This window comes from Streptomyces phyllanthi (assembly GCF_009377205.1).
GTDB lineage: Bacteria > Actinomycetota > Actinomycetes > Streptomycetales > Streptomycetaceae > Streptomyces > Streptomyces phyllanthi.
This window is the reverse complement of the sequence record NZ_VJZE01000085.1, coordinates 1-21,170: the sequence shown is the minus strand read 5'-3', so window position 1 is coordinate 21,170 and position 21,170 is coordinate 1. Positions and strand designations below refer to the sequence as shown.

The window sequence follows — 21,170 nt, the reverse complement described above, 5'->3', positions numbered from 1 at the left end:
CGAACGTTCGTGCGTGCCGGTTGCCGACTCCGCGTCAAGTGGCGCGGGGCCCTGCGCCTATGGTTGCTCCCAGCGCTCAGTTAAAAGCACAGTTCGGTCTGCCGCTCGCGTTAGGACAGCAAGGACAGCGATGCCCCCCAACACCACCGCCTCCTCCGGTCAGAAGCCGGGCAAGTCCGGCAGGAAGAAGGGGCGCAGAGCCCGTCTGCTCCTGATCGTCCTGGTCCTGGCGATCATCGGAGGCGTCGGCTTCGGGGGGTACTGGTCGATCAGCACCGTCCGCGCCTCGTTCCCGCAGACCAAGGGGTCGATCACGCTGGAGGGCCTGTCCGGGCCGGTCGACGTCAAGCGCGACGGCTACGGGATCCCGCAGATCTACGCCTCCTCCGACGAGGACCTGTTCATGGCCCAGGGCTATGTCCAGGCACAGGACAGGTTCTACGAGATGGACGTGCGCCGCCACATGACCGCGGGCCGCCTCTCGGAGATGTTCGGTGAGGGCCAGGTCGACAACGACGAGTTCCTGCGCACCCTGGGCTGGGCCCGGGTGGCGAAGGAGGAGTACGACACCAAGCTGTCGGCCGCGACCAAGAAGTACCTCCAGGCGTACGCCAAGGGAGTCAACGCCTACCTGGCGGGCAAGCAGGGCGAGGAGATCTCCCTGGAGTACGCGGCCCTCGGTTTCAGCAACGACTACAAGCCCGAGGCGTGGACCCCGGTCGACTCGATCGCGTGGCTGAAGGCGATGGCCTGGGACCTGCGCGGCAACATGCAGGACGAGATCGACCGCGCCCTGATGAGTAGCCGTCTGGGCCCGAAGCAGATCGACGACCTGTACCCGAAGTATCCGTACGACCGGAACAGGGCGATCGTCCAGGAGGGCCAGTACGACGAGCTCACCGAGACCTGGACCCAGGGGGCGCAGGGCACGGGCGGCTCCACCCAGAGCGGGGGGACCGCGGGGGGCACCGGGACCGCCGCAGGGGCGTCCGACGCCCTCCAGACCCAGCTCTCGGGCCTGTACGACGAGCTGGAGGACCTGCCCGAGGCCGTCGGCGTGAACGGCAACGGCATCGGCTCCAACTCCTGGGTCGTCTCCGGCGCCCACACCGTCGGCGGTGAGCCGCTGCTCGCCAACGACCCGCACCTGTCGGCCTCGCTGCCGTCCGTCTGGTACCAGATGGGCCTGCACTGCAAGGCGATCTCCGACAACTGCCAGTACGACGTCTCGGGCTACACCTTCGCCGGTATGCCGGGCGTGATAATCGGCCACAACGCGAACATCGCCTGGGGCATGACCAACTCCGGCGTCGACGTCACGGACCTGTACCTGGAGAAGCTCACCGGCGACGGCTACGAGTACGACGACAAGGTACGGTCCTTCGCCACCCGCGAGGAGACCATCAAGGTCGCCGGCGGCGAGTCCAAGAAGATCGTCGTGCGCACGACCAACAACGGCCCCCTCCTGTCGGACCGCGACAGCGAGCTAGTCACGGTCGGCAAGAAGGCCTCCGTCGACACCGCGGCTCCCGACCGCGGCGACGGCTACGCCATCGCGCTGCGCTGGACGGCGCTGGAACCGGGCACCTCCATGGACGCCGTGTTCGCGATGGACAAGGCCGAGAACTGGACCGACTTCCGCAAGGCCGCCGCCCTGCTCGACGCGCCCTCGCAGAACCTGATCTACGCCGACACCGAGGGCAACATCGGCTACCAGCTGCCCGGCAGGATCCCGCAGCGCGGCAAGGGCGACGGCTCGCTCCCGGCGCCGGGCTGGGATCCCGGCTACCGCTGGACGGGCTACATCGACGAGGACGAGCTGCCCTACGAGTACAACCCGGACCGCGGCTACATCGTCACCGCCAACCAGGCCGTCGTCGACAAGGACAAGTACCCCTACACGCTCACCACGGACTGGGGTTACGGCACGCGCAGCCAGCGCATAGCGGACCTGATCGAGTCGAAGATCAAGGGCGGCGGGAAGGTCTCGACCGAGGACATGCGCCAGATGCAGCTGGACAACAGCAGCGAGATCGCCCGGCTCCTGGTGCCCCTGCTGCTGAAGATCGACGTCAAGGACGACGACGTCCGCGAGGCGCAGAAGCTGCTGGAGGGCTGGGACTACACCCAGGACGCCGACTCGGCGGCGGCCGCGTACTTCAACGCGGTCTGGCGCAACATCCTCAAGCTCGGCTTCGGCGACAAGCTGCCCAGGGAGCTGCGGGTCAAGGGCCAGTGCCTGTGGGTCAGGCCGACCGACACGACCGGCCCGGCCGACGAGGTGACGGAGGTGCGCGAGTGCGGTCAGCGCGACGCCGACCAGGCACAGCCGGACGGCGGCGACCGCTGGTTCGAGGTGGTCCGCAGGATCATCGACGACGAGGACAACGACTGGTGGTCCGCCCCCAAGACCCGCACCGAGAAAGCGGCCAACACCCGTGACGAGCTGTTCGGGCGGGCCATGGAGGACGCCCGCTGGGAGCTGACCGCCAAGCTCGGCAAGGACATCGACACCTGGAGCTGGGGCCGGCTGCACCGCCTGTTCCTGAAGAACCAGACCCTGGGCACCGAGGGCCCCGGCGTCCTGCAGTACATGCTCAACCGCGGCCCCTGGAACCTCGGCGGCGGCGAGGCCACGGTCAACGCGACCGGCTGGAACGCGGCGGGCGGCTACAACGTCGTCTGGGTGCCGTCGATGCGGATGGTGGTCAACCTCGGGGACCTCGACAAGTCCAAGTGGATCAACCTCACGGGCGCCTCCGGGCACGCCTACAACGCCCACTACACCGACCAGACGGGCAAGTGGGCCGAGGGAGAACTGCTCACCTGGTCGTTCTCGGAGAAGGCGGTCACGGCGAGCACGAGCGACACGCTGCTGCTGAAGCCGTGACGTTCCCCGCGTGACCGCGTGACTGCCTGACCGCCTGACGAAAAGGGCCCTCCGCGCGTGGAGGGCCCCTTTCGCGTACAGGGGTGTGCGTCAGGTGCAGGGGCGCGCGTCAGAGGGCGGTCCGGAAGCGCCGTACTCCCGAAGGTGTCACCACCGCGTGCACCGGGCGGTCATGAGGCTCCTCGGGGACGCGGTCGACGACCTCCGTGTCGTACAGGAGCACCACCAGCGCCGGATCGGCCCCCGCGCGCTCCAGCCGGGCCAGGACCCGGTCGTACGAGCCGCCACCGCGGCCGAGGCGCATCCCGCGCGCGTCGACGGCGAGACCGGGCAGCAGGACGGCGTCGGCCCGCTCGACCGCCTCCGGGCCGAGGCGCTCGCCGGACGGCTCCAGAAGAGCCATTTTCCCGCTGTGTTGGACGCGCGCCAGGGACCCCTCGCCCTCGTACGCGCCCCAGTCCAGGTCGTTGTCCTCGCGCAGCACGGGCAGCAGTACGCGCACCCCGCGCGCGTGGAGTGTGTCGAGGAGCGTGAGAGTGCCCGGCTCGTTCCCCACGGAGACGTACGCCGCGACCGTGCCCGCCCGCGCCAGTTCGGGCAGGGCGAGGGCGCGTCCGGCCAGGAGGTCCGCGGTTCTCCGGACGTCATCCGCCGTCAACCCGTTCCTCACCTCGACGAGCTCCCGCCGCAACATTCGCTTGGCAGGCTCTGGACCGTGCCTCTTCCGGCTCACAAGTTGCTCCCGTACTGTTCATAGTGGGCTCATATGAGAGCGAATTAACCGCAGCCACAGATTCCGCACAAAGGCACCGGATAAGGTTGCGGGCATGACTGAGTCGAACTCCCGGATCACCAAGGCTGTCATCCCGGCAGCCGGCCTCGGTACCCGGTTCCTGCCGGCCACCAAAGCCACTCCCAAAGAGATGCTGCCGGTCGTGGACAAGCCGGCCATCCAGTACGTGGTGGAGGAGGCGGTGTCTGCGGGCCTCGACGACGTCCTCATGATCACAGGTCGCAACAAGCGTCCCCTGGAGGACCACTTCGACCGCAACTACGAGCTGGAGTCCGCCCTCCAGAAGAAGGGCGACGCCCGCCGCCTCGCCAAGGTCCAGGAGTCCAGCGACCTCGCCACCATGCACTATGTGCGCCAGGGCGACCCCAGGGGTCTCGGTCACGCCGTCCTGTGCGCGGCCCCGCACGTCGGCCGCGAGCCCTTCGCCGTCCTTCTCGGCGACGACCTCATCGACCCGCGCGACCCCCTGCTCCAGCGCATGGTCGAGGTCCAGGAGCAGCACGGCGGCAGTGTCGTCGCGCTCCTGGAGGTCGCGCCCGAGCAGATCCACCTCTACGGATGCGCGGACATCGAGGCCACCGAGGACAGCGACGTCGTCCGGGTCATCGGCATGGTCGAGAAGCCGGAACCGGCCGACGCCCCCTCCAACTACGCCATCATCGGCCGCTATGTCCTCGACCCGCACATCTTCGACATCCTGCGCACGACCGAGCCGGGCCGCGGCGGCGAGATCCAGCTCACCGACGCCCTCCAGCAGCTCGCCGCCGACGAGAAGGTGGGCGGCCCCGTCCACGGCGTCGTCTTCAAGGGCCGCCGCTATGACACCGGCGACCGTGGCGACTACCTGCGTGCCATTGTCAGACTCGCGTGCGAACGTGAAGACCTGGGCCCGGAGTTCCGGACCTGGCTTCGCAGTTACGTAGCCGAGGAGATGTAGCGACGTTGAGCAGCGCCCCGCCCCGCGACACCGGCAAGGACCACCTCTGGACGGTGACCGAGCACCTGGAGGACATCCTCGCCACCGTGCGTCCACTGGAGCCCATCGAGCTGCAGCTCCTCGACGCCCAGGGCTGCGTCCTGGTCGAGGACGTCACGGTGCCGCTGTCGCTGCCGCCGTTCGACAACAGCTCGATGGACGGGTACGCGGTGCGGGTCGCGGACATCGCGGGCGCGAGCGAGGAGTATCCGGCCGTCCTGACGGTGATCGGCGACGTGGCGGCGGGGCAGGGCGAGCAGCCGTACGTGGGCCCCGGTGAGGCCGCCCGCATCATGACCGGTGCCCCGCTGCCGCCCGGCGCCGAGACGGTCGTCCCCGTGGAGTGGACCGACGGTGGCCTCGGCGAGGGGCCCGTCTCCCGGATGCGCGCCCACAGCACCAGCCCCGAGGGCGCCTCCGGACAGGTGGCCGTCCACCGCGCCGCCGAAGCACGCGCGCACGTACGCGACAAGGGCAGCGACGTGAAGGCCGGCGACCGCGCCCTCGCGGCGGGCACCATCCTCGGCCCGCCGCAGATCGCGCTGCTCGCCGCGATCGGCCGGGCCACGGTCCGCGTGCGCCCGCGCCCGCGCGTGGTCGTCGTCTCCACGGGCAGCGAACTCGTCCAGCCGGGCACGGAGCTGGGCACCGGTCAGATCTACGACTCCAACAGCTTCGCCCTGACGGCCGCCGCCCGCGACGCCGGAGCCATCGCCTACCGGGTCGGCGCGGTCACCGACGACGCCGAGACGCTCCGCTCCACCATCGAGGACCAGCTCGTCCGCGCCGACCTGGTGGTCACCACGGGCGGGGTCAGCGTCGGGGCGTACGACGTCGTCAAGGAGGCCCTCCAGTCCGTCGGCGACGAGGACGAGGCGGGCAGCGGAGTCGAGTTCCGCAAGCTCGCCATGCAGCCCGGCAAGCCCCAGGGCTTCGGCTCCATCGGCCCGGACCACACCCCGCTGCTCGCGCTGCCGGGCAACCCGGTGTCGTCGTACGTCTCCTTCGAGGTGTTCGTACGGCCCGCCATCCGCGCCCTGATGGGGCTGGAGGACCTCCACCGGCCCACGGTCAGGGCGACGCTGGAGGCGTCCAAGGCGCTGACCTCGCCCGCGGGGCGCCGGCAGTTCCTGCGCGGGACGTACGCCGACGGCAAGGTCAGCCCCGTCGGGGGTGCCGCGTCGCACCTGGTCGCGGCCCTTTCCCAGGCCGATGCGCTGATCGTGGTCCCCGAGGACACCGAGTCGCTCGAGCCCGGCGCCGAGGTGGACGTGGTCCTGCTGGGCTGAGCCCCGCCGGGACCAGGGAGGTCCAGCTCCGCAGGGCCGCTGAAGTTGGCGTACCGTGTCGCGCACAACAAGGCTGTGCGCCGTCCGAGACGGCCCTGACCGGGAGCGCCGAGCACATGACCGTGTCTTCCCGGGGGGAGACCCCCGGACCGCCTGCGCAGGACCGACTGACGCATATCGACGAGGCGGGAGCCGCCCGCATGGTCGATGTGTCGGAGAAGGACGTGACCGCGCGCACCGCCCGCGCCAGCGGCCGGGTCCTGGTCGCGCCGCGCGTGATCGAGCTGCTGCGCGGCGAGGGAGTGCCCAAGGGCGACGCCCTGGCCACCGCGCGCATCGCGGGGATCATGGGAGCCAAGCGCACACCGGACCTCATCCCGCTCTGCCACCCGTTGTCGGTGTCGGGTGTCAAGCTTGATCTGTCGGTGGCGGACGACGCCGTCGAGATCCGGGCCACGGTGAAGACGACCGACCGCACGGGCGTGGAGATGGAGGCCCTCACCGCGGTCAGCGTGGCGGCGCTCACCGTGATCGACATGGTCAAGGCGGTCGACAAGGGGGCGGTCATCACGGACGTACGCGTGGAGGAGAAGACCGGCGGGAAGTCGGGCGACTGGAGCCGGGGATGACCGGCTCCCCGGACGTGTCACCGGGGCGCGCCCCGGCCGCGCCGTACACCGCCCTGGTCGTGACCGCCTCCAACCGGGCCGCGGCCGGTGTGTACGAGGACAAGGGCGGGCCCCTGATCGTGGACGGGCTCACGAAGCTCGGCTTCGCCGTCGACGGGCCGCGGGTCGTCCCCGACGGCGACCCCGTGGCGGCCGCGCTGCGCGAGGGGGTCGAGGCCGGGTACGACGTCATCGTGACCACCGGCGGCACCGGCATCTCGCCCACCGACCGGACCCCGGAGGCCACCCGGAGCGTGCTCGATCACGAGGTACCGGGCATTCCCGAGGCCATCAGGGCGTTCGGAAGAGAGAAGGTGCCCACGGCGGCCCTGTCCCGGGGGCTCGCGGGGGTCGCGCGCCGGACACTGATCGTCAACCTGCCGGGCTCCACCGGCGGTGTGAAGGACGGCCTGGCCGTGCTGGAGCCCCTGCTGGTCCACGCCGTCGACCAGATCCGCGGCGGGGACCATCCCGGACCGGGCGGAGCCGCGCACGGCGCCGGTCACAGACCCGGCGGTGCCGGGGCCGTGGACACCGCCGAGCAGAGACCCGGCGGGGTGGCCGGTGGACGGCCCGGTCCCGGGGCGGACCGCCCAGAAGCGACTGGGGGTGCGAGCTGAACAGCCCATCCTGGCCCGTCGTGCTGGCGGACGGCGACATCGTCCTCCGGCCGATAAGGCTGCGCGACCAGCGGGCCTGGCGCGAGGTCAACCGGCGCAACCGGGACTGGCTGCGCCCCTGGGAGGCGACCATTCCGCCGCCCACGCCCGGCGGCCCGGTCGCGCACCGGCCGACCTACCGCCAGATGGTCCGCCATCTGCGCGCGGAAGGGAACGCGGGCCGGATGCTGCCCTTCGTGATCGAGTACCAGGGGCGGCTCGTCGGACAGCTGACGGTCGCCGGGATCACCTGGGGGTCGATGTGCTCCGGGCACGTCGGTTACTGGGTGGACGAGACGGTCGCCGGGCGGGGCGTGATGCCGACGGCGGTCGCGCTCGTGGTCGACCACTGCTTCCGCAGCGTCGGACTGCACCGCATCGAAGTCTGCATTCGCCCCGAGAACAGGCCCAGCCGCCGGGTCGTGGAGAAACTCGGATTCCGCGAGGAAGGGCTCCGTCCACGATATCTGCACATCGACGGGGCCTGGCGCGACCATCTCGTCTTCGCGCTCACCGCCGAAGAGGTGCCCGACGGCTTGCTGAGCCGCTGGCAGCGGGTACGCGCGCGGAACTCCGCGTAACTCGGCGTAACCCCAGGTGACCGCGGGGTCGGCGGTCGCCGACGGGAATCGCCTCCCGTAAATGAAATAAGTGTTCGAAATTGATCGCCGGTCGATCGCCTCGCGGCGTTAATTTCGCGCTCCAGGCGGCCTGCTGATCGCATCGGTCGCAAAAAAAGCTCGAAATATCAGCCAGATCGTGCGACACACCGGCGCAATTGGCAGATGGCCTCACGCAAACCCCTCTACCGTGTGAGGCGTGAGCAGCAGCGGCCTCATCTACGCAGTCATCGTCGGGGCCTGGGCCGCCTACTTGGTGCCGATGTGGCTCCGTAGGCAGGACGAGCTGAACGAGGCCCGTCCGACGGAACGCTTCAGCACCGCCATCCGGCTCCTGTCCGGACGGGCGGGCATGGAGCGCCGGTACGCCAAGGACCTGCGGGCGCGCTCCTCCGAAGAGGAGGAGCAGGACGCCGACCCGCGTGACGTCACCGGCTCGGTGGACGTCCGCGCCTTCGCCATGCCCCCGTATCGGTCCCAGACGAAGTCGCAGCTGCCGGTGGAGCCGGACGAGCCCAAGAGCGGCGCGCCCCGGGGAGGCGCCAAGGCAGCGGCTTCGGCGGCATCGGCGGCTTCGGCTTCGGCGAGTACGAAGTCCGGTGGGCGGTCCGGGGGTTCGGCGGTGGATCCGGCCGTCGAGGCGCCCGCGGGCAAGCCGGCGGGCAAGGCGCCGTCGGGTTCGCGGGGACGGGGTGCGGCCTCGAAGGAGGCCGAGGCGCGCGCCCGGCGCTCCAAGGTGCTGGCGCGCCGACGGCGTACGACCGTGGTGCTCTTCCTCGCCTTCACGCTCGGCGCGATCGTCGCGGCGGTCGGAGGGCTCTCGCTCCTGTGGGCGCCCGGCGTGCCGGCGGTGCTGCTCAGCGCCTACATCGCGCATCTCCGGGTCAAGGAACGGCGGCGGTTCGCGTACACCATGGACCGGCGGCGGGCCGAGGCGGCGGCGCAGCGGCTGCGCGAGCGGCAGCCCCGGCGGCGCCCGGCGCCCGACACGGATGCCGACGAGCCGGAGGGCGGCCCAGCGGTCGAGACCAACCCCGGTCTGTCCGCGCTGGCGGCCGACCGCCGTGCCCTCGTCGAGCAGACCGACCACGCGGAGTGGGTCGACCAGCAGCGCGAGCGGCAGCGGCGGCCCGGCCACGGGGACAGCTGGGACCCGGTCCCGGTACCGCTCCCCACGTACGTGACCGCACCGGTCGCGCCGCGGGCCACGCCGAGTGTCGACCTGGGGGCGCCGGACTCGTGGAGCTCGGCGCGGTCGAGCGCGGTCGGGGCGGGGGGTGCCGGTGGCGCCACGGCTGCCACTGCCGCTGCTGCCGCGTCCGCGCGCGACCCGGAGCCCTCGGTGCCGGCGCCTTCGCCTGCCCCGCCCTCGGAGGCTTCGGCTCCGGGTGCGGCTTCGTGTGCGCCTTCGGCTTCGGCTTCGGTTGAGCAGGGCCCGGAGGACGGCGACTCCTCCGACGGCACCCGCTCCGACGCCCGCCGTGCCGCGTCCGCGCGCCGGGCGCGGGAACGCGGGCGGACCCCGCTGTTCGACCAGTACGAGGACGGGGACCGGCCGCGGGCGGCCAACGAGTAGCTCGGGCGACACCGCCCTGCCGAGTGCGCTGACAGTGCTGACGCCTCGGCAGGTAGCTCGTCGGCGCTTTCCCGACCGTCGCCGCCGCCCCGTCGGCTCGTGACCCGGTCGGCCTTGACCAGCACGGAACGGATTTCCAAGCACCCGGATGGGGATGCTAGAGTTTCACTCGTTGCAAGGGCCTGTGGCGCAGTCCGGTAGCGCACCTCGTTCGCATCGAGGGGGCCAGGGGTTCAAATCCCCTCAGGTCCACGCAGCTCAAAGCCCCGGTCGGTGATCACCGACCGGGGCTTTGACATGCCGTACAGCAGCGGAGTACAGCAACTACTTCGGATCTTGCTTTCCGAGGTGCTTGCCGAGCTTGCGCAGTGCCCGGCGGGTGGACTTCGACGGGACGTGCGTGTACACCTCCGTCGTCCACCGCGATCTTGCTGCGGCGAAGGATCTGCATCGCGACCCGAGGGTGAGCATCCCGACTGGCGTGGCTGCCAAGAGGGTGCCGGGTCTCCGTGGGGCTGAACGCACGTGATACGGCGTCAGAGTCGTCCTGGACAGCTCCGTTCAGCGGACTGAGTCCGCGTCTGTTCGGGTCGCTGGTGACCGTGTTGCGGCGAGACGGCGCGGACGCCGCTGCCAAGGGCCGATCGTGGGGGCTACCGCTGGCAGATCGGGTGCTGCTGGTGGTGGCTTGCTGGCGAACGAACCATCGTGCAAGGCAGTTCGCTCAAGGTCAGTTGACAAAGATCCCGGCGATCATGGTGATCGCGCGGGATCTTCGTCGTCGTTTCCGGGCTTGCTCAAGCGTCGCTGACCGGCTTGGGGTTCCTGGGTCGTCCTGGATCGTCCTGGGTGATCGGGGGCGACGTCGGGTGGTCGGCTCGCGGGGGTGTTCGGTGGGGGTTGGAATCCCGTCGGATGTGAGCCGGTGTCCGGCCGCGGGGCTCGGCCGGTGCCGATCGTGTTCAGCTCCTGCTGCTGTTCACGTCGTCGGCTGCGACGTGCCGGAGCGGTGGAGGCCGCCCTGCCGGACGCTTTCCGTTCCGGTGTGGACCCGGACGGGGTAGGGATCCCGCGTTGCTTCCCGGGCGCGGGGTGTTGTGTTGCGGGAGCGGTGTTTCCGGTCCCTGAAAGCTACACCCTGTTCGGTGGGTGGTGGCTCACGGCAGGATGGGCGGGTGGACCAACCGCTTGAGGCGCCTGAACTCGCCGCTGGAGGGCTGGTGTCCGGAGACGGCGCCTGCCATCGCGCCTCCACCGGTGTCGACGCCGCCGTGTGGCCGGGGTGAGGAGAAGGGCGGCGTGTCCTGGCGGCACGTTGTTCCGGGCGGCGGGAGGGTGCCGTCGATGAGGTACCGGCTCTCGTGCGCTTTGACGCAGCTGCTGGAGTTGACCAGTGCGGTGTGGCCGTATCCGTTGTTGGTGAGGAGACGGGCGTTGGCCAGTTCCTTGGCCATGGCCTGCGCGCCCGCGTAGGGAGTGGCGGGGTCGTAGGTGGTGCCGACCACCAGGACGGGGTGTGCCGTGGGGTTGTTCCACGGGCCGTTGTACTGGTTGGCGGCTCGGGTCGGCCAGGTCGCACACGGCTCCGCGGCCCAGGCCCAGAAGCGTCCGGCGTCGCCCGCACGGGCGGCGGCCTCCTCCAGCGCGTGGTAGACGCCGGGGTCACGTGGGTTGGGACTGTCGCCGCAGAGCACGGACGCCCCCTGTTCGTCGCCCGTGTACGGATTCGGATGCGGGATCGGGGACGGGGTCGGGGGCTCGGACGGCTCCGGGACGCGGCCCTGCCACAGGTCCTGAAGCCGGCCGGCGAGATCCGTCCACCCGGGGTGGACGATATAGAGGCTGTTGATCGCGTCACCGACCGTGCCGGCGTAGGTCCACGTGCCCACAGGATGCTCCCGGAGGCGCCGCAGCAGCTGATCGAACTTCTCACGGGTCGCCTTCGGGCTGCCGGCCGAGAAGGCGCAGTGGGCGGTGGTGGTGGATCCGCACAGGGTGAGGAACTGGTCCAGGGTTGCCGCCGCGCTGCGGTCCGCGCCCATGCGCAGGAACGTCGTGGGCCGGGGCTCGCTCCGCGAGGCACGGTTCGTCCAGGCCTGCGGGTCGATATTGCTGTCGAGGACCATGGCGCGGACCTTGCCGGGGAAGAGGTTGGCATAGGTGGCGCCGAGGATCGTGCCGTAGGACATCCCGAGGTAGCTGAGCTGTGATTCGCCCACCGACTGGCGGAGCTGGTCGAGGTCGCGAGCGGTGTCGGCGGTCGACACATGACGCAGGAGCTCGGGGTCGCGCTGCTGACAGCGCCGGGTCAGATCCTTGTACGCGGCGATCCAGGTCTTCCGCTCCCGCTCGCCCACCGGGAACCCAGCCGGTTTGCTCGCGCTCCAGGCGGTGGCTTCCTCGGGATCGGCGAAGCAGTTCATCGCGGTGCTGTTGCCGATTCCGCGGGGGTCCCAGCTGACGATGTCGAACCGCTCCCGCACCTCCTGCGGGAAGGACTCGTAGTTCTGTGGCATCTGCACCGTCCCGGGCCCGCCTGGACCACCGGGGTTGTAGAACAGGGTGCCGATGCGCCGTCCGGGGTCGGTCGCCTTCCGCCGGATGACGGCCAGGTCGACGGTGCGGCCACCAGGGGCGCCGTAGTCCAGCGGTACCTTGGCGGTGGCGCAGTCGAACCGGCCGCCGGGTATGCAGGGGCTCCAGTCCAGCCGCGGGGCGGGCACCGGCGGTGTCGGCGCACCACCGGCCCGGGCAAGTCCCGGCCCGGTGACCATCGTTGAGCAGATCACCGTCGCGGTGAGGGCCGCCGCACAATGTCGGCGGCCCGCTGTGAATCCGGATAGGGGCATACTCCGTCCTCCTCCTTCGCCGTCGGGGGCCGGTGCCGCCAATGCCGTGCACACCGGCACGCATCCGTCTGCACCACGACATCGCGCCCCGGCGACACGCGCGAGCCGATCGCGGCCGAATGGGGCCGAACGGGCGATCCGTACAGTCGTGGCCTGCGGCGACCGCGCTCGCCGCCGGCGGGCGTGTTCTCGACCTGGTTCGAGGACGGTTGACGAGATCCCGTCCGATCTCATTGATCGGGCGGGATCCTTGTATGTGGTCTCCAGGGTGGGCAGGTCAGGGGAGACCGGCTGTCGTGCATCGGTCGCGCGGCGGCGAGCCGCTGCCGCAGGTCGCCAGGCTGCACCATCTGCGTCGGCCGCGCTGGTCGAGGAAGAGCCAGCCGCAGTCCTCACTGGGGCAGGCGCGGATCGTGAAGCGGCGTGGATCCGCGAGGAGTTCCGCGGCGCTTCGGGCCGCCGCGCAGAGCGGTAACCGCAAATCGGCGGCGCGGGACGGCAGCCAGTGCCCCAGACCGTCCTCGCCGAGGGTGAACACCGAGAACCTGGCGGCGTCCTCCACGACACCGGCCACCGCCTTGAAGGCCCGGGCGTCGTGGGGGTCGGTCAGGCAGGTGTACAGGGCGGTACGGAACTCCCGGGCCTCCTCCAGGGCGGCTGCCGCCTCCTCGGGGTGCTGCCGAGCCCGGTCGAGCAGCCAGGTGACGAGCCGGTCGTCCGCCAGGTCCATATGGCCGGCCCACACGGCGAGCGTGGTGTAGCCGCGCAGCCACTCCGAGCCCGGCAAAGGAGGGCCGCCCCAGCCGGCGTAGGTGTTGCAGAACTCCAGGGCCGGGTGTCCGCTGGTGTTCCACGGCAGCCACTCCTCGCCGACCCGTACCGCGTAGACGGGCGCGGGCCGCCGGTCCAGCCGAGGGTCGCCCCGCAGGATGCGGCTGTGCAGAGACCGCAGTTCGGGGCCCGGATCGACGCCGAACTCGTTCACCAGCGCCTCGTAAGTGCTGCGGTACAGCTGGAGGGCATCGGCCTGGCGGCCGCTCCTGTACAGCGCGGTCATCCGGTCGGCGACCAGCCGTTCCCGCTCCGGATGCTCCCGGACCGGCGCCATCAGATCCGCCGCGACCCGCTCGTGCCGGCCCAGGGCGAGCTGGGCCTCGGCCCACTGCTCCAGGGCGGAAAGGCGCAGCTCACCGAGGTGGCGGCCGAGCCGGTCACGGAGCCGGTCGTCGGCCACATCGGCGAGCAGCGGGCCCTTCCACAGCGCGAGGGCCTCGTCGTGGAGGCGTACCCGCTCGGCAGGGTCGCCGACGGCTGCCGCCTGCCGGACGAGGCGGGTGAACTCCTGTGCGTCGATCACATGTCCGCCGGGTTCCACGGCATAGCCGTCGTGCCGGGTGTCGATGCGCAGTCCGTGCGGTCTGAGGCCGGCGCGCAGCCTGCCGACGTACGTGTGGACGGTGCTGCGGGCCGTGGCGGGCGCGTCGCCGTTCCACAGCAGGTCGATGAGGCGTGCGGTCGTCACGGTGCGGCCCGCCTGCAGCAGCAGGATCGACAGCAGGCACCGCTCCTGGCGGCGGCTGCCCACCAGTACCCGCTGTCCCTCGTGACGGGCGTGGAACGGACCGAGCAGCTGGAACTCCATGGTTCTGAGCAGCCTAGTTGTTCTGTTCGGCCGGTCAGCTGGTCCGGCTGGTCAGCTGGTCCGGCCAGTCCGGCGCGGACGGGCTTCCTGCCGGTCGGGAGCGTGGTGAGGGTTTGGTCAGGGGGAGGGGCGAGGCTGGCGTCCGGCTCAGCTGAACCCCTCTCGTACCCGCCTCACCAGGGAGAAAGCCATGCGGCGAAACGTCGTTGTCCTGTCGGCCCTTGCCACCCTGCTCCTCGGCGCGGTGCCGGCCTCGGCCGCGCCCGAAGGGCCGGACGGCCCGGTCTCGGCCGTATCCGCCGGCCCGGTCCCGGACGTTCCATCCGGCATCGGCATCGGCATCGGCAAGGGCTGGGAGCCGGCGCCCTCCGCGCCCTGGGACGTCCCCGCAGGCGTCCGGTGTGACTTTCCCGTCCACGGTGAGCCCGTCGTCGACGAAGTGGTGCGGCGCGTGCTGGAGACTCATCCCGACGGTTCCGCGAAACGGGTCGTGTACAAGGGGGACCTGGTCGTGAGGGTCACCCATGCCGGGACCGGTGCCTCGTACGACGCGGACGTGAGCGGTACCGCCGTCGTCGACCACCGCACCGACGGCTCCCAGTTCTGGTCCGTGCTCGGCCCCGTGCTGGTCGGCGTCGGGGAGGGCGGTGGCAGTCTGCCGCGGGGCCTGTACGTCATCGACGGGGCGTACACCCTGGACATCGACTCCACCGGGTACAAGACCGTGACCATGGCGCACGGGACTCAGGACGACATCTGCGCGCGCATCGACTGACCGCGCGGCCCGGCGTTGAGTCTGCTCACCAGGCCGGGCGGAGCGGTGGGACGGAGTCGCCCGCCAACGTGCGAATACTGGTCGCCATGGCCGTCGGGGGCAGGGCGATGACGCCCGGCGGGACGGAGAAGACACCCCTTCCCCGGGCGGAGTGACCGCACCGCACCCGGTCCTCTCCGATGCGCCTTCCGGTCCGTGGAGTCCGCGTTCGGGGGTAGGGCTGTCACCACCCCCGCCCCGCCCGCTGGGCCCATGGTCGCGTGTCATTCGGCCTCGTACGGTGATCTCCATGCAGCCTCGGAATGTGTGGCAGGCCATGGCGCGGCCGGGTTTTCTGGTGTCGTCGTGGCCGTGGAGGGCCGCCGCGTATCTGGTGTCCGGCGTGGTGGCCGGGGTTCTCGTCCTGGTGGGTGTCGGGGCGCTGGTGGTCGCCGGTGGAGTTCTGGTGATCTTCCTGGTCGGGGTGCCGGTGCTCGCCGTCACCGCGCTCGTCGGGGTGCCCGTGGCCTCGGTGGAGCGGCGCAGGCTGCGGGTGGTCGACCGGGATCCGGCGGTCAGCGGGCACGGTGAGTCCGGCGGGTGGGGGCTGTGGGGCTGGTTCAGCACGCGGCTGCGGGAGCCGCTGACCTGGCGCGAGCTCGGTCATACCGTGCTCCTCGCGGGTCTGCTGTGGCCGGTCGACGCGCTGGTGGTCGCGGTGGCCCTGCTCTGCCCGGTGTGGGTGATCGCCACTCCGCTGCTGATGGCCACGGTGGGCGACGGCCAGGAGGCCAAGGTGCTCAAGCTGTGGACGGTCACGGACTGGCCGGTCGCCTTCGGGACCTCGGTGGCGGGGGTCGTACTGCTGGCCCTCGGGGCGTACGTCCTCGGGGTCGCGGCCGGTTCCCGGGCCGAGCTGACGCGTCTGCTGATAGCCCCGCGCGACGCGGACCTGGGGGACAGGGTCGTCGAACTGACCCGCTCCCGCGTCCGGTTGGTCGACGCCTTCGAGGCGGAGCGGCGCCGTATCGAGCGCGATCTGCACGACGGCGCCCAACAGCGCCTGGTCGCCCTGACGATGACCCTCGGTCTGGCCCGTCTGGACGCGCCGCCCGGGCCGCTGGCCGACCAGCTCGCCAAGGCGCACGAGGACGCCGGGCAGGCTCTGGCGGAGCTGCGGGAGCTCATCAACGGCATCCATCCCAAGGTCCTGGCCGACTTCGGGCTGGAGGCCGCGGTGACGGATGTCGCGGACCGCAGTCCGGTGCCCGTCGACGTGGCGCTGGCACTGCCCGGGCGCCCGCCCCAGTCCGTGGAGGCCGCCGTGTACTTCGTGGTCTGCGAGGCCCTCGCCAACGTCGTCAAGCACAGCGGGGCGAGCCGGGCGGAGGTGAGCGGAGGGCACCGTGACGGGCGGCTGTACCTCCAGGTGCGCGACGACGGACGCGGTGGTGCGAGCGCGGACGGCGGCAGCGGGCTGACCGGGCTCGCCGACCGGGTGTCGGTGCTCGATGGCAGACTTTCCCTGTCCAGCCCGCCGGGCGGACCGACCCTGCTGCGTGTGGAGATCCCTTGCCGGATGGCCGAGTTGACGGAGCGGTCCGATCGCTCCGCGTAGTGCTGGCCGAGGACAGCGTGCTGCTGCGGGACGGGCTCATCGGCCTGCTCACCCGCTTCGGCCACGAGGTGGTGGCGGCCGTCGGGGACGCCGAGGCGCTGCTCACCGCGGTCGCCGAGCACGAGCCGGACATCGTGGTCACGGATGTACGGATGCCTCCGGGCTTCCAGGACGAGGGGCTGCACGCGGCGGTGCGGCTGCGCGAGAGGCGGCCCGCACTGCCGGTGCTGGTCCTCAGTCAGTATGTCCAGCGGGCGTACGCGGCCGAGCTGCTGGACTCCGGTGACGGATCGGGCGTGGGGTACCTGCTCAAGGACCGGGTCGGGCAGGTCGAGCAGTTCGTGGACGCGCTGGACGAGGTCGCCGGTGGCGGTACGGTCGTCGACCCCGAGGTCGTACGGCAGTTGCTGCGCAGGCGTCGGGATCCGCTGGAGCGGCTCACACCGCGTGAGCGGGAGGTCCTGGCGCTCGTCGCACAGGGCAGGTCCAACGGGGCGATAGCCCGCGAGCTGGTGGTCACCGAGGCCGCGGTCGGCAAGCACATCGGCAGCATTCTGTCCAAGCTGGACCTGCCCCAGACCGACGAGACGCACCGCAGGGTGCTGGCGGTGCTTGCCTTTCTGCGGGCGTGAGCTTGCGTCCGGGCCCGGCCCCGTACCGCCCGTACAGGCTGTGACCTGGGGTTTTCGCAGGCTCGACGATGGTTGTTCGGGTGGTCGGCGGCGTTCGGGATACCGACCTCGTCCGACCCATTGACGCCACTCCCAGCGCACCTCTACCTTTCGGCCGAAGTTACGCACAGTGTTCGTGATCTCGAACGGGTGGCCTGGGGAGAGTCGCTTGGACGAGTCGCCGCCGGAAGGACCTCCCGTGCTCCGCACCCTGAACCGTCAACGGTCGAGTCGTCGCTGGGCGATCCTCGGGGCAGCCCTGCTGTCCCTGATCGCGTCCCTGTCCCTCGTCGTCACGCAGCCCACCGCCGCGGCCGACGGCAAGCCGTACACCAACCCGATCAAGTCGCAGAAGGGCGCCGACCCCTGGCTGGAGTACTACAACGGCAACTACTACCTGGTGACGACGACGTTCACCAACAAGCTGCTCATGCGCAAGTCCCCCACCCTCGCCGGGCTGAGCACCGCCCCGAGCGTGGAGATCTGGTCGGACACCACCGCGGGCCGCAACGCCAACATCTGGGCACCGGAGATCCACTTCCTCGACGGCAAGTGGTACCTGTACTACTCGGCCGCGCAGTCCGGCGCCGCCTGCTGTGACACCCAGCGCACGCACGTGCTGGAGAGCTCCGGCACGGACCCGATGGGCACGTACACGTACAAGAACATCCTCACCGACGCCAGCCTCACCCCCGGCCCGGCGGCCGCGCAGGGCTGGCTGATCGACGCCAGTGTCCTCAAGCACGACAACAAGCTCTACCTGCTGGGCAGCGGCAAGATCAACGGCAGCACGCAGAGCCTGGTCATCGCCCCGATGAGCAACCCGTACACGCTCAGCGGTCCCTTCACGATCATCTCCAGCCCCACGCTGAGCTGGGAGACCCAGGGCGGCGCGGTCAACGAGGGCCCCGAGCCGCTGTACCGCAACGGGCGCACCTTCCTGACGTACTCCGCCAGCAACTGCCAGACCGCCGACTACAAGCTGGGCCAGCTGGAGCTCACCGGCAGCGACCCGCTGAGCCCCGCCTCCTGGACGAAGAAGCAGACGCCGGTCTTCCAGCGCAGTGACGCCAACAGCGTCTACGGCCCCGGCCACAACGGGTTCTTCACGTCCCCCGACGGCACCGAGAACTGGATCGTCTACCACGCCAACAGCGCGTCCAACGGCGGTTGCGGCAACGCCCGTACCACCCGCGCGCAGAAGTTCACCTGGAACGCGGACGGTACGCCCAACTTCGGCACCCCGGTCGCGCTCGGTACGACCCTGCCCGGCCCGTCCGGCGAGACCGCGACCACCCCGACCGCGTACACCATCGTCAACCGCAACAGCGGTAAGTGCCTCGACGTCAACGGCGGCGGCACCGCGGACGGCACGAACATCTTCCAGTGGACCTGCAACGGCGGCGCCAACCAGAAGTGGCGTATCGAGGACATGGCCGACGACAGCAGCCGTCTGGTGAACGTGGCCACCGGCAAGGTCGCGGACGTCGCGGACTGCTCCGCCGCCGACGGCGCGGACATCCGTCAGTGGTCCTGGCTGAACAACAACTGCCAGAAGTTCCGCCTGATCTACACCGGCGGCGACTACGTCCGGATCACCAGCGTCAGCACCGGCAAGGTCGCCGACGTCGCCAACTGCGGCACCGCCAACGGCGTGGACGTACGTCAGTGGTCCTGGCTGAACAACAACTGCCAGCAGTGGCGGCTCGTGCCCACGACCGCCTGATCGACTGTCCAGATTGGCCAGCTGACCGGATTGGCCAGCTGGCTGGCTGACCGGCTGACCGGCTGACGCCGGGCGTGCGCCAGGGGACGCTACAGCCGCTTCGCGAAGCAGAGACTCAGCTCATGGAAGCGGTAGTAGCCGAACTTGGCGCACGGTTCATAGCCGCTGGAGGTGTACAGGCCGACGGCCTCGGGCTGCTTCGAGCCCGTCTCCAGCACCATGCGGATACGGCCCGCCGCGCGGGCGTCGTCCTCCAGGGCGGCCAGGACGCGGCGGGCCAGTCCCTTGCCGCGTGCCTCGTCGACGACGTACATCCGCTTCAGCTCGGCGTCCCCGTCCGAGTACCCCTCGTCGTTCTCGTCCTGGGTGCGCCAGCCGCCCGTCGCCACGGGTCTGTCCAGCTCGTCGTACGCGATGAGGTACAGGCCGCGGGGCGGCTCGAAGTCCGTCGGGGTGAGCGTGGTGGCGTCGCCGCCGTCGCCGTACCGGAGGGCGTACTCGGCCTGCACCTGGTCGTTGAGCTTGACGGCGTCCGGGTGGTCGAAGGAGACGCTGCGTATATTCATGCGGATTATGGTACATCTATGCGTTACCGTGGGGGTGGCTGTCGGCGGCCATCCCGCGGCCACTCCTGCGGCCATCCCCGCGGCCGTCCCCGCGCCCATCCCATTGTGCCGCGCCCCGGTATGGTGCGCGGGTGCTCACTGTGACCTCTGTGAATGTGAACGGGCTCCGGGCCGCCGCGAAGAAGGGCTTCGTGGAGTGGCTCGCGGAGACCTCCGCGGACGTGCTGTGCCTCCAGGAGGTGCGGGCCGAGCCCCAGCAGTTGCCGACGGAGGTGCGGGAGCCGGACGGCTGGCACGTCGTGCACGCGCCGGCGGCGGCGAAGGGCCGGGCCGGGGTCTCCCTCTACACCCGCCGTGAACCCGAGCGCATCCAAGTGGGCTTCGGCTCCGCGGAGTTCGACGGCAGCGGGCGGTATGTCGAGGTGGACCTGCCCGGTGTCACCGTCGCCAGCCTCTATCTGCCCTCCGGTGAGGTCGGCACGGAACGGCAGGACGAGAAGGTGCGGTTCATGGGGGAGTTCCTCGCCTATCTGAAGGACCTGCGTGAGCGCTCCGCGGCCGGTGGGCGCGAGGTCGTCGTCTGCGGTGACTGGAACATCGCCCACCAGCAGGCCGACCTGAAGAACTGGCGTGCGAACCAGAAGAACTCCGGGTTCCTGCCCGAGGAGCGGGAGTGGCTCGGGCGCGTCCTCGACCCGGACGACGGCGGGTACGTCGACGTCGTACGCGCTCTGCATCCGGATGTGGAGGGCCCGTACACGTGGTGGTCGTATCGAGGGCGTGCCTTCGACAACGACTCGGGGTGGAGGATCGACCTCGCCGTCGCGACTCCCGGGCTCGCCGGACGGGCGGTCAAGGGCTATGTCGAGCGGGCCGCCAGCCATGGCGAACGCTGGTCGGACCACGCTCCGGTGACTGTGGTCTTCGAGGGGTGACTCTCGTCTTCGACAAGTGACCGCCGTCTTCGAGGGGCGACCGTTGTCTTCGAGGGGTGACCGTTGTCTTCGAGGGCCGTCGTCTTCGAGGGGTGAGGGCAGGGGCGGGCGCGGGTCGGCTACGGCTGTTTGCGCAGCCACCGGTCGAGCGCCAGTGACAGTTCCGCCTCCATCACGCTCCGTGCCAGCGGGCGCAGGCGAGGGAGGTCCTCCGCCGAGGCGTGGGTGAGGACCAGTTCGGTGAAGAGTTCCGCGAGGGCGTCCGCGTGGTCGCGTACGCGTCTGCCCGTCTCCAGGACGGCGGAGAGCGGGATGCCCTCGCGGACCAGCTGGGACGACACCTCCAGCAGACGGCGGCTGATGTGCACGATCTCGCCGCCGTCGGTGCCCAGATAGCCGAGGTCCATCGCGGCGGAGAGGTTCTCGGGGGTGGCCTGGTCGCCGAAGTGGTCGGCGAGGGTCTCGGGGGAGAGGCGGATCGGGGTCTCCTCGGTGGGGTCGCCCAGGCCCAGCAGTTCCGCCACGTCGCGCCCGTGATCGAAGGCCTCGGCCAACTCGGCGATACCGCTGAGGGTGTGACCGCGTTCCAGGAGGGCCGAGATCGTGCGCAGCCGGGCCAGGTGCGTGTCGTCGTACCAGGCGATACGGCCCTCGCGGCGGGGCGGCGGGATCAGCTTGCGCTCCCGGTAGAACCGCAGGGTGCGCACCGTGATGCCGGCCTCCCTGGCCAGCTCCGTCATGCGGTACTCGCGTCGTCCGCCGTGTTCTCCCGGTTCCTCAGCCACGTCGGAAGCCTATGTCGTACCGCCGGACACCCATGTTGTACCGCAGGTAACTTCGTTGGCCCGCCCCCTACCCATCGGTAGAGTCCTGCCCTACGCTCCCCATTGCGCCAGTGTTCACTGGCGCAGTCGCGAGGCCGGTACGAGGCAAGGAGG

Annotated in this window: 17 protein-coding genes, 1 tRNA gene and 1 pseudogene; 14 read left to right on the top strand and 5 right to left on the bottom strand. The window is 70.7% G+C overall.

Going from position 1 to position 21,170, the window contains the following annotated elements; translation table 11 throughout:
* Nucleotides 1–130 precede the first annotated feature (130 nt).
* Nucleotides 131–2,890: a penicillin acylase family protein gene (locus FNH04_RS15140; protein WP_152784413.1), complete on the top strand. Its 2,760-nt coding sequence runs from the start codon at nt 131–133 to the stop codon at nt 2,888–2,890.
* Between the two features lie 109 nt (nt 2,891–2,999).
* Here the strand turns inward: FNH04_RS15140 and FNH04_RS15135 are convergent, their stop codons facing one another.
* On the bottom strand, nt 3,000–3,584 hold the full coding sequence (locus tag FNH04_RS15135) for a 5-formyltetrahydrofolate cyclo-ligase (protein ID WP_152784411.1): 585 nt from the start codon (nt 3,582–3,584) through the stop codon (nt 3,000–3,002).
* Between the two features lie 133 nt (nt 3,585–3,717).
* On the opposite strand from FNH04_RS15135, the gene galU reads away from it, so the two are divergent.
* From galU to FNH04_RS15095, 8 genes and pseudogenes are all read left to right on the top strand, one after another.
* Complete coding sequence (gene galU / locus FNH04_RS15130) at nt 3,718–4,620, top strand: UTP--glucose-1-phosphate uridylyltransferase GalU (protein ID WP_152784409.1); 903 nt, start codon at nt 3,718–3,720, stop codon at nt 4,618–4,620.
* Nucleotides 4,621–4,625: 5 nt separating this feature from the next.
* On the top strand, nt 4,626–5,948 hold the full coding sequence (gene glp, locus FNH04_RS15125) for a molybdotransferase-like divisome protein Glp (protein ID WP_152784407.1): 1,323 nt from the start codon (nt 4,626–4,628) through the stop codon (nt 5,946–5,948).
* 116 nt (nt 5,949–6,064) lie between these two features.
* Nucleotides 6,065–6,577, top strand: coding sequence for a cyclic pyranopterin monophosphate synthase MoaC (gene moaC / locus FNH04_RS15120; RefSeq protein ID WP_152784405.1), 513 nt, complete (start codon nt 6,065–6,067; stop codon nt 6,575–6,577).
* Entirely contained in the window at nt 6,574–7,236 is a 663-nt protein-coding gene (locus tag FNH04_RS15115; protein ID WP_152784403.1) for a MogA/MoaB family molybdenum cofactor biosynthesis protein, read from the top strand. The genes moaC and FNH04_RS15115 overlap by 4 nt, the downstream gene beginning before the upstream one ends.
* Before the next feature lie 20 nt (nt 7,237–7,256).
* The gene (locus FNH04_RS15110; RefSeq protein ID WP_322723090.1) at nt 7,257–7,856 is read left to right on the top strand and encodes a GNAT family N-acetyltransferase; all 600 of its coding nucleotides are present in this window, start codon (nt 7,257–7,259) and stop codon (nt 7,854–7,856) included.
* A 238-nt stretch (nt 7,857–8,094) separates the two neighbouring features.
* A complete protein-coding gene (gene sepX, locus FNH04_RS15105; protein ID WP_322723089.1) occupies nt 8,095–9,471 on the top strand; it encodes a divisome protein SepX/GlpR in 1,377 nt (458 codons plus the stop codon).
* 178 nt (nt 9,472–9,649) lie between these two features.
* Nucleotides 9,650–9,723: transfer RNA gene (locus FNH04_RS15100), tRNA-Ala, on the top strand.
* Between the two features lie 263 nt (nt 9,724–9,986).
* Nucleotides 9,987–10,196: pseudogene (locus tag FNH04_RS15095) on the top strand (IS5/IS1182 family transposase); the annotation flags it as partial.
* 432 nt (nt 10,197–10,628) lie between these two features.
* On the opposite strand, the gene FNH04_RS15090 reads toward FNH04_RS15095, so the two are convergent.
* The gene (locus FNH04_RS15090) at nt 10,629–12,320 is read right to left on the bottom strand and encodes an alpha/beta hydrolase (RefSeq protein ID WP_152784399.1); all 1,692 of its coding nucleotides are present in this window, start codon (nt 12,318–12,320) and stop codon (nt 10,629–10,631) included.
* A gap of 277 nt (nt 12,321–12,597) precedes the next feature.
* Complete coding sequence (locus FNH04_RS15085) at nt 12,598–13,962, bottom strand: BTAD domain-containing putative transcriptional regulator (protein ID WP_152784397.1); 1,365 nt, start codon at nt 13,960–13,962, stop codon at nt 12,598–12,600.
* A 190-nt stretch (nt 13,963–14,152) separates the two neighbouring features.
* Between FNH04_RS15085 and FNH04_RS15080 the strand changes: the two genes are divergently transcribed.
* The 4 genes from FNH04_RS15080 (at nt 14,153) to FNH04_RS15065 (ending at nt 18,731) form a co-directional block, all read left to right on the top strand.
* The gene (locus FNH04_RS15080) at nt 14,153–14,737 is read left to right on the top strand and encodes a hypothetical protein (RefSeq protein WP_152784395.1); all 585 of its coding nucleotides are present in this window, start codon (nt 14,153–14,155) and stop codon (nt 14,735–14,737) included.
* Between the two features lie 289 nt (nt 14,738–15,026).
* Nucleotides 15,027–16,334, top strand: a complete 1,308-nt coding sequence (locus tag FNH04_RS15075) for a sensor histidine kinase (protein WP_228031386.1) — start codon at nt 15,027–15,029, stop codon at nt 16,332–16,334.
* Complete coding sequence (locus tag FNH04_RS15070; RefSeq protein WP_322723088.1) at nt 16,334–16,966, top strand: response regulator transcription factor; 633 nt, start codon at nt 16,334–16,336, stop codon at nt 16,964–16,966. Before FNH04_RS15075 ends, FNH04_RS15070 begins: the two co-directional genes overlap by 1 nt.
* 238 nt (nt 16,967–17,204) lie before the next feature.
* Nucleotides 17,205–18,731, top strand: coding sequence for a family 43 glycosylhydrolase (locus FNH04_RS15065; protein WP_322723087.1), 1,527 nt, complete (start codon nt 17,205–17,207; stop codon nt 18,729–18,731).
* Between the two features lie 89 nt (nt 18,732–18,820).
* Here FNH04_RS15065 and FNH04_RS15060 read toward each other — a convergent pair whose 3' ends face one another.
* The gene (locus tag FNH04_RS15060; protein WP_152784391.1) at nt 18,821–19,297 is read right to left on the bottom strand and encodes a GNAT family N-acetyltransferase; all 477 of its coding nucleotides are present in this window, start codon (nt 19,295–19,297) and stop codon (nt 18,821–18,823) included.
* Between the two features lie 131 nt (nt 19,298–19,428).
* Between FNH04_RS15060 and FNH04_RS15055 the strand changes: the two genes are divergently transcribed.
* The gene (locus FNH04_RS15055; RefSeq protein ID WP_322723086.1) at nt 19,429–20,232 is read left to right on the top strand and encodes an exodeoxyribonuclease III; all 804 of its coding nucleotides are present in this window, start codon (nt 19,429–19,431) and stop codon (nt 20,230–20,232) included.
* A gap of 119 nt (nt 20,233–20,351) precedes the next feature.
* Here FNH04_RS15055 and FNH04_RS15050 read toward each other — a convergent pair whose 3' ends face one another.
* Nucleotides 20,352–20,972 carry a MerR family transcriptional regulator gene (locus FNH04_RS15050; RefSeq protein WP_152784424.1) on the bottom strand — a complete coding sequence of 207 codons (621 nt, stop codon included), beginning with the start codon at nt 20,970–20,972 and terminating at the stop codon, nt 20,352–20,354.
* Nucleotides 20,973–21,170: the final 198 nt, after the last annotated feature.

Coding starts and splice junctions, on each gene's coding strand:
- FNH04_RS15140 (WP_152784413.1), top strand. CDS start 131: ATGCCCCCCAACACCACCGCCTCCTCCGGTCAGAAGCCGGGCAAGTCC.
- FNH04_RS15135 (WP_152784411.1), bottom strand. CDS start 3,584: ATGTTGCGGCGGGAGCTCGTCGAGGTGAGGAACGGGTTGACGGCGGAT.
- galU (WP_152784409.1), top strand. CDS start 3,718: ATGACTGAGTCGAACTCCCGGATCACCAAGGCTGTCATCCCGGCAGCC.
- moaC (WP_152784405.1), top strand. CDS start 6,065: ATGACCGTGTCTTCCCGGGGGGAGACCCCCGGACCGCCTGCGCAGGAC.
- FNH04_RS15115 (WP_152784403.1), top strand. CDS start 6,574: ATGACCGGCTCCCCGGACGTGTCACCGGGGCGCGCCCCGGCCGCGCCG.
- FNH04_RS15090 (WP_152784399.1), bottom strand. CDS start 12,320: ATGCCCCTATCCGGATTCACAGCGGGCCGCCGACATTGTGCGGCGGCC.
- FNH04_RS15085 (WP_152784397.1), bottom strand. CDS start 13,962: ATGGAGTTCCAGCTGCTCGGTCCGTTCCACGCCCGTCACGAGGGACAG.
- FNH04_RS15080 (WP_152784395.1), top strand. CDS start 14,153: ATGCGGCGAAACGTCGTTGTCCTGTCGGCCCTTGCCACCCTGCTCCTC.
- FNH04_RS15075 (WP_228031386.1), top strand. CDS start 15,027: ATGCAGCCTCGGAATGTGTGGCAGGCCATGGCGCGGCCGGGTTTTCTG.
- FNH04_RS15060 (WP_152784391.1), bottom strand. CDS start 19,297: ATGAATATACGCAGCGTCTCCTTCGACCACCCGGACGCCGTCAAGCTC.
- FNH04_RS15050 (WP_152784424.1), bottom strand. CDS start 20,972: ATGACGGAGCTGGCCAGGGAGGCCGGCATCACGGTGCGCACCCTGCGG.